Source organism: Chryseobacterium sp. MMO-72 (assembly GCF_037146035.1).
Lineage (GTDB): Bacteria > Bacteroidota > Bacteroidia > Flavobacteriales > Weeksellaceae > Chryseobacterium > Chryseobacterium indicum.
Map to the genome: position 1 here is coordinate 252,973 of NZ_JBBCWG010000001.1, position 12,873 is coordinate 265,845.

A 12,873-nucleotide genomic window follows, 5' to 3' on the forward strand; every position below is an offset into this window, starting at 1 on the left:
AAATACTTTTAATCTTTTTTTAACCGGAGAATCTTTTCTTTCAGGATTCTAGATCCTAATTTTGCAGAAAATATAAATAATGAAGAAAAGCCTTCAATTCTTACTGTTAATTTTTTCACTGACAGTTTTTGCTCAAAAAGATAATGTTGATACAGAAGAGGTTGTAATTGCTGGTCGGTACAATACTGCTGAAGCCCAGACAAAACCTTATGTCATCATGATTTCTACCGATGGATTCCGGTATGATTATGCTAAAAAATACAACGCAGAAAATCTGTTGAAATATTCCAATGAAGGCATTCAGGCAAAAGCCATGATTCCCAGTTATCCAAGCATTACTTTTCCCAATCACTGGACATTGATTACCGGATTGTATCCCTCTCATCACGGACTGATCGATAATTATTTCTACGATTATGAAAAGAAGGAAAGTTACGCCATGAGCGATAAGAAAAATGCTGAAGACGGAAACTGGTACGGCGGAACGCCGCTTTGGGGACTCGCTGAAAAACAGGGAATGCTTTCCGCTTCGTTAATGTGGGTAGGTTCTGCAAGTAATGCCGGAGGAAACAGACCAACCTATTATTACCATTATAACGAAAAATTCTCACCGCTGGAAAAAGTGGATAAAGTAATTGAATGGCTAAAGCTGCCAATGGAAAAAAGACCACATTTCATTTCATTGTATTTTCCTGAAGTTGATGCGAGCGGACATCATTTCGGTCCGGATTCCAGAGAAACCGAAGATGCTGTTCATCTGGTGGATGGAGCCATTGGAGAACTGATGAAAAAGGTTCATGATTTAGGATTACAAAATGTAAACTTTGTCTTTGTTTCAGATCACGGAATGATAAAAGTAGATGGAGGAAGCCCGTTGGAAATTCCCGCAATGCTTTTTAATAAGGAAAGATTTGATTTTTACAATTCGCAGACTTTATTGAGGGTTTACGTTAAAAATCCTGATGAGGTTAAAAAGGTTTATAAAGAATTAAAAGCCAATAAAACAGAAGATTACGAAGTCTACTTGGATAAAAAGCTTCCCAAATATCTTCATTTTTCAACAAAAGATGATCGGTACAAAAGAATCGGGCAAATTTTATTAATTCCGAATGCTCCTAAAATATTTTTGGAAAAAGGTAAAAAATCATCAGTAGGAAAGCACGGCTACAATCCGCAGATGGTTCCTGAGATGAAAGCCACATTTTTTGCGTGGGGACCGGAATTCAAAAATAGTATGGTAATCGATGAATTTCAGAACATCAACGTTTATCCTTTGGTTGCAGAAATTTTAGGCTTAAAAATCGATCAGCCGATTGATGGAAAACTGAAGGTTCTGAAGCAAATTTTAAAAGAAAAGGAATAAATTAAGGTTGATGTAAAGGTTAAATTTAAATAATCAATTGATAAAAGTTTCGGCGAGCCTTTGGCTCGCCGAAACTGATTTGAATGTAATGATTAAATGACATAGGAAAATGGAGCGTTAAGAAAATTTAAATTTAGTCCGTTAAGAAATTCCCACTGTTTGAAGCGCGAGACAAATATTAAATCAAAAGGCAAATCTTTAATTCGCACAAGTTTTGGGAATTTTAGAATTAAATTTTAATTTTTAGCGGAAGTTTCCGAGTCTTGAATTTTTGTTTCCTTTGTTTCAAGACAAAAGAAAAAGTTATAAAATAACATTAAGCATTAAATTTACCCGCAAATTCCTTCGCAAAATCTTCAAGTTTAATTTCTCCCTCCACTACAGAACCATGTTCAATAAAATCCTTCTGAACAATTCCGGTACGGATTCCTCTTCCCATTTCTGTATACAATTCTGCCATTTCCTGCGGAACTCCTGCCTGAAGCATTCCGTGTAAAGAATCTTCATCTTTAAATTCTACCCACGGAAGTTCCGCTTTTCCGATGGCATTTCCGAAAATATTTGCAAAATCCTGCGCTTTGCGAACGTCGCTCACAATGTATCTTATATTTTTACCTTCAGAACTTTTTAACAGTTCTTCAGCAGCAGCTTTTGCAATATCTTTGGGATGAACCAATGGAACTTCCGTGTGATCAGGATAATTTGCTCCAAGAATTCCTGCGTTTTTAATCAGAGGAATGTCATTAAAGAAATTGATGTAGAAATATCCTGCTCTTAAAAAAGTGACGGATGTATTTTCCAGCTCATTGTAGAATTTCTCAATAGCATGAAGACCTTTTATCGGTCCGTTTTCCACAGGAGAATCTGCTCCGATGCTGCTCAGCATTACGATTCTTTTAACTCCGGTTTGTTGAATGGCTTCAGCGTAATTCTTTCCTGCATTTTTTGTGTTTTCAACAAGATTTTCAAATCCCATATTGGGTGGAGTCATCAGAAACGCGGCATCATTTCCTTTAAAAGTTTCAACTAAAAAGTTGAGGTCTGTAATAGAACCGATAGCGGCTTTGGCTCCCAGATTTTCAATTTCACTTTTTTTAGATTCGCTGCTGCTGATTACGGTGATGTCATGTCCTTCTGCAATTAATTGCTCTGCAAGAGGTTTTGCTACATTTCCCAATGAACCGGTGATGATGATTTTCATAATTTTTATTTTTTTGTTGATAATTATTTTTTTATTTCCTGATACAAAGGTATATTTGTACTTACTTTTATACAAGTACTTACCCTAAAGTATGTATTCATTATGACAGCCATAAAAGAAACATCCACCATTCAGCAGAATAAAAAATACGCACTCGATTCCTGTCCTGTAACGTATGTCATGGAAAAGATCGGCGGATTCTGGAAACCGATAATTTTATATCATCTTTCCAACGGAGACAAAAGATACAGCGAACTGAAACGCGCCATTCCTGCGGTAACAGAAAAGATGCTGATCCAGCATTTAAAGCAACTTGAAAATGACGGACTGATTATCAGAACCGCAAAACCTGTTGTTCCGCCACACGTAACCTACGAACTGAGTGAGGCAGGAAAAGGTTTAATTCCCGTTATCAGTTCCATGGCAGAATGGGCATTTAAACATATGGAAGGGAAATATGACCATTTAAGAAATGTAGCATTGTAGAAATTTAACCATCAGAAAAATTTAACCATCAGAAAGCTTAATTTCCATAAACCATAAACCATAAACCACCAACAAAAAAAGCCCTCCGAAGAGAGCCTTAGTTAACAATATACAAAGAATTACAAAGATTGCATATCAATCACGAAACGGTATTTCACGTCGCTTTTAAGCATTCTGTCATACGCTTCATTAATATCCTGCATTTTGATTAATTCAATATCCGATACAATATTATGTTTTCCGCAGAAATCCAAAAGTTCCTGAGTTTCGGCAATTCCTCCGATTAAAGATCCGGCAACCGAACGACGCTGGAAAATAAGCGGTCTTGTACTTGGAGCTTCATTTTCGAATTCCCCTACAAATCCTACCATAACCAGAGTTCCGTTTAAAGCAACAGTCTGCATGTAAGGATTAATGTCGTGTTCATAAGGAACAGTATCAATAATCACATCAAATTTCCCTTTTACAGCATCCATCTGATCCTGCTCCGTAGAAATCACCACATGATCTGCTCCCAGTTTTTTAGCATCTTCCGTTTTTCCCAGAGTTCGCGAGAATAATGTTACTTCAGCGCCCAAACCTTTTGCCAGTTTAATCGCCATGTGTCCCAAACCTCCCAAACCTACAACAGCAACTTTAGAATCAGGACCTACATTCCAGTGTCTTAACGGAGACCATGTTGTAATTCCTGCACAAAGAAGCGGAGCAACAGCCGCTAAATCTAAGTTTTCAGGAACACTTAATACGAAATGCTCATCTACAACTACTTTTTGAGAATATCCTCCGAAAGTATGACCTCCTAAATGTTTGTCAGCTCCGTTGTAAGTTCCTGTGAAACCATTTTGGCAATATTGTTCAAGATCATGTTTGCAGCTTTCGCAATCGCCGCATGAATCTACCATACAGCCAACTGCAGCCAGATCGCCAACCTTAAATTTTGAAACCTCACTTCCTACATTAGTCACCCTTCCTACAATTTCGTGTCCCGGAACTACAGGATACATTGATCCGCCCCAGTCGTTTCTTGCGGTGTGAAGATCAGAGTGGCAAACACCGCAGTATAGAATTTCAATTTCTACATCTTTTGCGGTTACTTCTCTTCTGGTGATATGTAATTCCTGTAAATCAGCAGTTTTGGATTCTGCCCCGTAAGCTTTTACTGTGAATGTGCTCATTTTTGCTAAGTATTAATTATTTTGATTAATCTGTTTGATTCAGAATAGAAAATTCTTCATTTTCCTAGCTGCAAAATTCGAACCTTTTAAAACAAATCATCTTATATAAATTACGGAAAGATGTACCAATTTTACAGACGGAATAAAATGTAGGGTTAAAAGTAGTAATTTTGAATAGCAATTAAAATTTACTTCATGGAAAATCGGGAGACTGAAATCTACAATACAGTTTCAGAATACAATAAAATGCTGAATCACGAGACGTTACATCCTTTGGTAAGTGTAATCGATTTTTCCAAATCTGATCCTATTTGTCAGCATGTAAGACAGTTTGGTTTTTACACGGTCTTTTTAAAAGATGTGATGTGCGGCGATATGCAGTACGGAAAACACAGCTACGATTATCAGGAAGGAACACTGGTGTTTATTGCTCCGGGACAGACGTACGGAATTTATAATGCAGGTACCTACATTCAGCCAGCCGGTTTTGCTCTCGTTTTTCATCCTGATTTATTAAAAGGAACTAATCTCGGAAAAAATATCAAAGAGTATAATTTTTTCTCTTATGAAGTGCATGAAGCACTCCATCTTTCAGAAAAAGAAAGAGAAATTATTCTCGAATGTTTTAAAAATATAAAGCATGAACTGGAACAGCCGATTGATAAACACAGTAAATCTTTAATTGTTAACAATATCGAACTGTTCCTGAATTACTGTATGCGGTTTTACGACCGTCAGTTTATCACCAGAGATCACATCAATCAGGGAGTTATCGGAAAATTTGAAACTCTTCTGAATGATTATCTCACCTCCGAAAAACCAAAAAATATAGGCTTTCCAATGGTAAATTATTTTGCGGAACAACTTAATCTTTCCGCGAATTATTTTGGTGATCTCATTAAAAAAGAAATGGGAGTTTCCGCTCAGGAATTCATCCACAATAAACTGATTGATGTGGCAAAAGACCAGATTTTCGATTCTGCGAAGTCCATCAGTGAAATTTCTTATAATTTAGGCTTTAAATATCCGCAGCATTTTACCAGACTTTTTAAAAGTAAAGTAGGCGTTTCTCCAAGTGAATACAAAACACTGAATTAGTTTAAAAAATAAATTTCCACGGGTACAACGAGCAAATCTGTTGGTTAAATTAGCGCAAAAAAGAGATATTGAGGTGAAGTTAAAGTAAGAAATCACTACCTTTAAAAAGCAGACCAATATTGTTTCATCATGACGGCACAACAAAATACAGGAATTCATACTTTTCATACTTCTATCGGTAAAATCTCTGCAATAAAGACGAACGGGGTGATCAAAGCGAAAAGCATCCGTTACGCGAGATCAGAAAGATATAAAAAGCCGGTTCCTGTAGAAGATATTCAGACACACGAAATTCCGGATAAAACACCGGTCTGTCCTCAACACATTAGTCCGCTGCTGGAAAGATTGATCCAGAAAACGAATGTAGAACATTTCGAACCCGATGAATCTCCTCAGTTTTTAACAGTCACCCGTCCGGAAAATTTTGAAGAAAATGAAAAACTTCCGGTGGTAGTCTGGATTCACGGAGGTTCCTATGAAATCGGCTGCGGAGATCTTCCCACTTCCGATCCTTCGGTTTGGGTAAAAGAACAGCATATTATTGTTGTTGCTGTAAGTTATCGTCTCGGACTTTTTGGATTTTTAGGTGGAAACGAAGAAAGACCAGCCAATTTAGGTTTGTTCGATATTATGGAATCCCTGAAATGGATTCAGAAAAATATTCACAGTTTTGGCGGAAATCCGGAAAATGTTACTCTTTTCGGGCAGTCTTCGGGAGGCGATGCGATTGCACATCTGATGATTTCCGAAGGAATTGACGGTCTGTTTAAGCGGGCAATTATCCACAGCGCACCGCTTGGTTTCAGGATGAAAAGAAGCAAAATGTCTTTAGAATTTTTTAATAAGACCGATTTCCTGAAAGATGAAAAAGATCCCCTGAAAATGGTGGATGAATACATGAAATTTTTACCGTCATTCAGAAAATATGGTTTGAAAACGTCCATGCCTTTTTGTACGCAATATGGTTTTGCCCCTTTATGTACGGAACAGGAAAGTTTACCAGAATGGAAAGCGAATGCGAAAAAATATGATGTATTAATCGGTTCCAATCATGACGAAACAGCTTTTTATGTAAAAACAGCTCAGGAAGGACTTTACACCTATCTTCACGAAAAGATTCTCAACAAAATCGTTCGTAAAACAACAGAATCCATTTACGAAAAACCGGCAAAGATTTTTGCTGAAAATTATGCTTCGGGTGGTGGAAATATTTATCAGTTTAAAATTAATTCTATTCTGAAAAATAATTACATCGGAGCTTCCCACTGTGCAGATCTTCCGCTGATTTTCGAAAATCAGGAAGCATGGAAATCGGCAGAACTTTTAAAAGATGTTCCGTGGAAACACATTCAGGAAAACGGAAAAAAACTTCGCGCATTGTGGGCGGAATTTGCAAGAACAGGAAAAATTTCCGATCATTCAGAACGACCGGAAATTCTTGAACTCCGAAAAGTTTAGTTTTATTTTTTAAACACAAATGTCACAAATATTTTCACGAATATTCACAAAGTAATTTTAGATAGATTCATTTAAAATTGTGCTATTTGCAAAAATATTCGAGTCATTTGTGAAAGCCATTTGTGATATTCGTGTTCAGACTTATTCAGCAAGCCATACACTCACATTTCCTGCCGGAACCGGGAAATTTCCCCAACCGTTTTCATCAATGGTAATTTTATCCTCAAATCTTCCCAAAGCATCATAAAACGTTTGTCCGATATATCTTTCACCCATTTCCATCGGTTTTTCGTACGCGTCTTTATTGCTTAAGACAACCGCACATCCGGAATGTTCCTCATCGCCTTCACGAACCCAGCCCAGACAATTGGCATCCTCAAAATAATCTCTCTGTTCGCCGTAAGCATTGTTTTTTCTGGCTTTCAGAAGTTCTTCAATACCGTCCACTTTATTTAAGAATATTTCCTGATCGTTGCCTTCCTTATCTTTATCCACATAATGCGCTCCGTAAAGATCCGGATAAAAAATACACGGATAACCATCTTTTCTCAGCAGAATCAGTGCATATGCCAAAGGTTTGAACCATTCTTCAACAGGAGCTTCAAGATCCTGTAAAGGCTGTGTATCATGATTATCCACAAGACTTACCGAGTGAAGCGGATCTGCCTGAGTAAGACTTTCGTCAAAAATTCTCCGCAAATCGTAAGACGCTCCTTCGTTGGAAGCGGTATGGAAACTATTCTGTAGAGAACTGTCGAACAGACTCATGCATCCTTCTGTAACTTCTATGTATTTCTGCAAGAGATTCAGATATCCGGGAGCCCAGTATTCGCCGACCGCAAAAATATTTTTTCCGGTATTGGAACGGAGAAGAGTGAGCCATTCTTTATAAAAATCAAATGAAATATGCTTTAAGGCATCCAGTCTCACGCCGTCGAAATCAGTTTCATCAAAATACCATTTTGCCCAGTTGTTCAGTTCTTCGCGCACGAACGGATTTCTGTGTTCCACATCGTTGTACATCAGGTAATCGTAATTTCCCTTCTCATCATCGATCATTTCTTCCCAATCGGTTCCGTATTCATTTTTAATTTTAAAAATCTGCGAATCCATTCCTTCGGCATAATCCACACCGCTGAAGCAGGTGAAGTTCCATTCAAATTCAGAATATTTTTTATTTCTTCCGGGAAAGGTGAATTTGGTATAAGACTGTATTTCTATTTCATCCGAGATAATTTTTTCTCTGTTTTCTTCGTCTACTTTTAATGCTTTAAAGGTTTCCAGTTCATCGCCTCCGCCTTTATGTCCAAGTACAATATCTACAATTACTTTAATATTGTTTTCTTTAAGCGCTTTTATCGCTTTAATATAATCTTCTTTAGTGCCGTATTTGGTGGGAATCGTTCCTTTCTGATCAAATTCTCCGAGGTCATAGAGATCGTAAGCGTCGTAGCCAATAGAATGACCTCCTGTTGCGCCTTTGTAAGCGGGCGGAAACCAGACTGAGGTAATGCCGAGTCCGGCTAAATATTTTGCGTTTTGTTCTGCTTCTTTCCACAGTTTGCTGTCTCCTTCTGTATACCAGTGGAAATACTGAATCATCGTTTCATTCATAAATTGTAAATTTGGTTACTACAATTTAGTGAAAAAATCCGGATTATCAGTCTTCGAATTCTTTAAACGGAATTTTTAGTTGAACAGAAACCTGTTTTTTTTCTTCAGTGTTGAGGTGGGAGAGAGATAATCCCAACAGTCTCACCGGTTTATCAAAAGGTCTTAATTCCCAAAGTTTTTTACTGGTTTTAAGATATTGTTCGGCAGAGGAAAAATATTCTTCTTTGGTGATGCTTCTTGTGTAGAGTGAGAAATCTTTGTATTTAATTTTTAAAGTTAAAGATCTTCCGAGAATATTATTTTTCTGTAAACGTGTGTGAAGCTCTTCACTCAGGCTTTCCAGTTTTTCATTGACCTGCTGTTCATCAAAAAGATCTTCAAAAAAAGTTCTTTCTACCGCCACACTTTTCTGGATTCGGTGCGGTTTTACTTCTGAATGATGAATTCCGCGAACCACGTTGTAATAATAAGCTCCGGATTTTCCGAACAGTCTTGTTAAATCTTCAATGGATCTTTTCTTTAGATCTTTTCCTTTGTAAATGCCCAGACTGAACATTTTATTAGCCGTTACTTTTCCGACTCCATAAAATTTTTCTACAGGAAGTTCTTCCAGAAAACCTTCAATTTTGTCGGGATGAATGGTTTTCTGTCCGTTCGGTTTGTTGATATCTGAAGCGACTTTGGCTAAAAATTTATTTACGGAAATTCCGGCGGAAGCAGTAAGTCCGGTTTCGGCAAAAATTTTCTGACGGATCTCTTTGGCGATCTGATTGGCAGATTCCATTCCTTTTTTATTTTCTGTAACGTCGAGATAGGCTTCATCCAAAGAAAGCGGTTCTACCAGATCGGTGTATTCGTAAAATATTTCACGGATCTTTTTAGAAATTTCTTTATAACGTGCAAAGCGCGGAGGTACGAAAATAAGGTGCGGACATTTTTCTTTCGCCGTTTTGCTGGGCATTGCAGAACGGACTCCGAATTTTCTGGCTTCGTAACTCGCTGCCGAAACCACACCACGATGTCCGCCTCCGACAGCAATTGCTTTTCCTTTCAATGCAGGATTGTCATGCTGCTCCACAGAAGCATAGAATGCATCCATATCAACATGAATTATTTTGCGCATGGGAAAAGAAGAATCCATACCGCAAAGATATGGATTCCTGTATTTTTAATTATTTTCTTTTGTCCTGAATTTATTTAATCGCAAGAAGGATAGACAAAGATTTATAGAAATGAAATATTTTTAAGATAAAACAAAGCCGTTTCACTTATTTTCGAAATACAATTGAATAAATATTGTCTTACTTTATTTAAGCGAAGCGCCTTTGTATAACTTAAAATAATAGACAATATAAAAAATAAAGCTTTGTTTTACTTTGCGGTAAAAATAAGAATTACTTCAAAAGTTTATCAATTGTTGTCTGAATTTCAGGATCTTCCGGAGTAATGGCGTAATATTTTGCAATGGCGGATTTCTGATCGATCACCATATATCTCGGAATCCAGTTCAGATCAACATAATTATTGAAATCGTTTTTCCAGCCGGATGAAAACCAGTAGTTCTCTTTGTCTTTCATTTCAAATTTTTCCAGACTTCTGTCAAAGCCTTCTTTGGAACGGTCTAACGATAGAAATACAAAATCTATGTTTTTATTGTTTTCTTCCAGTTCTCTGGCTTTCGGAAGCGCATTTAAACAGTCTCTGCACCATCCTGCCCAAAAATCAATAACCAAAACTTTACCTTTATGCTGATCGAGAATCTGCTGAATGGTAACTGTTTTTCCGTCTTCATCTTCCAGTTTCTGCGCCAAAGCTTCTTTGGAGAAACCTTTTTTCAGGACTTTCGGGGTCTGCTGAGAACAGCCTAATCCGAAAATTCCCATCATTAATAGTAACAACAGTTTTTTCATGTTCAAAAAAATTATGTATGCAAATCTAGACAATGCCGTGCAATCTGTACTGATTTTTTGATGACTTTATAAGAATTGATTGAATTGAATATTTCTATTGAATTTACAATTAAAAAATTCACAAATTCTATCGTTCTGAAAACATCGACAAATATTAAGTCTGTTTAAACTTTTATTTAACCGCAAAAGTCACAAAAGATCTACTAAATTTTTTATTTAAAGTTGATTATTATCAATGAAAAAGAACATAATAGTTTTTAAAATCTTTGATTTTTATTCTTTTGAGTTCTTTCATTATTTTGGAAATTCGCTTTACATTATCTTTTGTCCCTTTTGCGGTTAATTCTGAAATTAGTTTATCACAAGTTTATTGTTAATAATCTTAGGTTTAGGAATAATTTTTCACCAAACCTTTTACCACTGCAATTACATTTGGCATGGCTGTATTAGCTGCATTCAGAACTTCTTCGTGAGAAACGGAGTGGGCAATATCGGGACCGCCCAAATCGGTCACGACGGAAATACCGAAAACATCCATTCCCATATGTTTAGCAACGATCACTTCCGGAACGGTACTCATTCCTACAAGATCTCCGCCAATGGCTTTAATCATTCCGTATTCTGCGGGAGTTTCGAAAGTGGGTCCCTGCAAAGCTACATACACACTTTGGTGTACGGTAATATTCTGTTCAGAAGCAGTATTTTGTGCAACGGAGATCATTTTTCTGCTGTAGGGTTCGCTCATATCCACAAATCGGGGACCGAAGGAGTCGATGTTTCTGCCACGAAGCGGATGTTCAGGCATCATATTAATGTGATCCCGGATGATTGCAATATCGCCGATCTTATAGCTTGGATTAATTCCGCCTGAAGCATTGGAAAGAATGAGATTTTTAATTCCCAACAGATAAAAAACACGGATCGGAAAGACAACCGTTTCTATGGAATGTCCTTCGTAGTAATGAAAACGACCGCTCATCATCAGAACTTTTTTTCCTTCCAGAATTCCGTAGATCAGTTTTCCGCCGTGTCCTGCAACGGTAGTCTGCGGAAAGTTGGGAATTTCAGTGTATTCTAAAGTATGAATGGCTTCCACTTCATCCTGCAGCTTGCCTAAGCCGGAGCCTAAAACAATGGCAAAATCGGGAGTTTCTTTAATGATGTTTTTAACGAAATCTGCGGTCTGCTTAATTTTTTCTAACATAATCTAAGATGATTTGATTGAATTCTTCTTTTTTATCAATAATTACATTGATCGGCCAGTAGTAAACAATATCTCTAAGATAGTCAAAACTTTTCAGACGAACATAGTCTTTTTCAGTGGTTAAAATCAATTTATATTCCCCTAGTTTCTTATATTCCGCAACAATATTTTTGATATCGGCTTCGGTGAAATTATGATGGTCTCTGAATTTTAAATGTTTCACCCTCTGCGAAAATTTTGCAAGATGGGTGAGGAGAGGTTTCGGATTCGCGATTCCTGTAATTAAAAGAATGTCGTAATAATTCAGGTTGTTATCGGGAAGCATTTTTTCTCTTCCGTACACATTTTCATCGTATCCGATGGATGAAAAGAATACTTTTTGGGTACGGTCCGGTCTTATTCTGGAAATGTAATACTGTTTGGTTTCCTCAGTAAGTTCATCGGGACATTTGCTCACCATGATGATATCTGCTCTTTTGGATCCTGCTCTGGATTCTCTTAAATCTCCCGCCGGTAAAAGATGATCTTTAAAATAAGGATCATTAAAATCGGTCATCATAATATTGAATCCTGCTTTTATCGCTCTGTGCTGCATTGCATCGTCCAGAACCAGAACATCAAGATCCATATCGCTGATTACTTTTTTGGCTCCCGGAACTCTTTCTTCGGAAACGGCAATTACAAAACGGTTTTTAAAGCGTTCAAACAACTGCATGGCTTCATCGCCTACTGTTTTGTAATTGCTTTCATAATTCGTAACAGCATATCCTTTTGTAAGTCTTCCGTATCCTCTGGAAAGCACACCGGTTCTGTAATGTTTAGACAGGAAATGTGCAAGATACATCACCATCGGCGATTTTCCGCTTCCGCCCACAGAAAGGTTTCCGACACAGATTATCGGCGTTTTGAATTTCACAGATTTAAAGATTCCCAGATCATACATTGTGTTTCGGATACCCGTTACCATGTGATAACCGAGGGAAAAAGGATAGAGGTACCATCTTTTCATACGTTTGCAAAAATAGGAAATTTCACATGGATTTGGATGATTATGGTAGCTACTTTTCGATATTTATTTTAAAAAATCTGTTATTGATTATCATCAAATTAAAGTATTTTTGTAGAGTTATAATCTGCTGTGCATTTTAACTTGTCTTTCTATAATAAGTGAAATGCCTTTGTTTATCTTTAAAATATTTGGGAATTGTAGATAAATAAAAATCTTTGTATGCCTTTGCGTCTAAGTTTTCGCAAGGTTAAACAAAGTTTTATTAAAACAAATCTTTTTTTAAGTTAAACAAAGCCACTTCGTTTATGGAAGAAATACAAATTGATATTGATTCAAATTAAGTTATATGTAGAAA

The 12,873-nt window shown here is 36.9% G+C and carries 11 protein-coding genes; 4 read left to right on the forward strand and 7 right to left on the reverse strand.

The annotated features are described in order from the left end of the window. The first annotated feature begins 79 nt into the window (after positions 1–79). A complete protein-coding gene (locus WFH39_RS01100) occupies positions 80–1,363 on the forward strand; it encodes an alkaline phosphatase family protein (protein ID WP_336688459.1) in 1,284 nt (427 codons plus the stop codon). A gap of 316 nt (positions 1,364–1,679) precedes the next feature. Here WFH39_RS01100 and WFH39_RS01105 read toward each other — a convergent pair whose 3' ends face one another. Then, the gene (locus tag WFH39_RS01105) at positions 1,680–2,564 is read right to left on the reverse strand and encodes an NAD(P)H-binding protein (protein ID WP_336688460.1); all 885 of its coding nucleotides are present in this window, start codon (positions 2,562–2,564) and stop codon (positions 1,680–1,682) included. 102 nt (positions 2,565–2,666) lie between these two features. Here WFH39_RS01105 and WFH39_RS01110 point away from each other — a divergent pair, with 102 nt between their 5' ends. Then, positions 2,667–3,050 (forward strand): winged helix-turn-helix transcriptional regulator, encoded by a 384-nt coding sequence (locus tag WFH39_RS01110; RefSeq protein WP_336688461.1) that lies wholly within the window; start codon positions 2,667–2,669, stop codon positions 3,048–3,050. Between the two features lie 119 nt (positions 3,051–3,169). On the opposite strand, the gene WFH39_RS01115 is transcribed toward WFH39_RS01110, so the two are convergent. Next, positions 3,170–4,225, reverse strand: coding sequence for an NAD(P)-dependent alcohol dehydrogenase (locus WFH39_RS01115; RefSeq protein WP_336688462.1), 1,056 nt, complete (start codon positions 4,223–4,225; stop codon positions 3,170–3,172). Positions 4,226–4,420: 195 nt separating this feature from the next. Here WFH39_RS01115 and WFH39_RS01120 point away from each other — a divergent pair, with 195 nt between their 5' ends. Then, positions 4,421–5,323 (forward strand): helix-turn-helix domain-containing protein, encoded by a 903-nt coding sequence (locus WFH39_RS01120; protein WP_235131865.1) that lies wholly within the window; start codon positions 4,421–4,423, stop codon positions 5,321–5,323. A 129-nt stretch (positions 5,324–5,452) separates the two neighbouring features. After that, positions 5,453–6,781, forward strand: coding sequence for a carboxylesterase family protein (locus WFH39_RS01125; protein ID WP_336688463.1), 1,329 nt, complete (start codon positions 5,453–5,455; stop codon positions 6,779–6,781). A gap of 141 nt (positions 6,782–6,922) precedes the next feature. Here WFH39_RS01125 and WFH39_RS01130 read toward each other — a convergent pair whose 3' ends face one another. The 5 genes from WFH39_RS01130 to lpxK form a co-directional block, all read right to left on the reverse strand. Beyond that, a complete protein-coding gene (locus tag WFH39_RS01130) occupies positions 6,923–8,395 on the reverse strand; it encodes an alpha-amylase (RefSeq protein WP_336688464.1) in 1,473 nt (490 codons plus the stop codon). 46 nt (positions 8,396–8,441) lie between these two features. Further along, positions 8,442–9,536: a DNA polymerase IV gene (gene dinB / locus WFH39_RS01135; RefSeq protein WP_336688465.1), complete on the reverse strand. Its 1,095-nt coding sequence runs from the start codon at positions 9,534–9,536 to the stop codon at positions 8,442–8,444. Between the two features lie 253 nt (positions 9,537–9,789). Then, a complete protein-coding gene (locus WFH39_RS01140) occupies positions 9,790–10,305 on the reverse strand; it encodes a TlpA family protein disulfide reductase (RefSeq protein WP_336688466.1) in 516 nt (171 codons plus the stop codon). 388 nt (positions 10,306–10,693) lie between these two features. After that, entirely contained in the window at positions 10,694–11,509 is an 816-nt protein-coding gene (locus WFH39_RS01145; RefSeq protein WP_336688467.1) for a purine-nucleoside phosphorylase, read from the reverse strand. Continuing rightward, positions 11,493–12,518, reverse strand: coding sequence for a tetraacyldisaccharide 4'-kinase (lpxK, locus tag WFH39_RS01150; protein ID WP_087707434.1), 1,026 nt, complete (start codon positions 12,516–12,518; stop codon positions 11,493–11,495). Before lpxK ends, WFH39_RS01145 begins: the two co-directional genes overlap by 17 nt. Positions 12,519–12,873 lie beyond the last annotated feature (355 nt).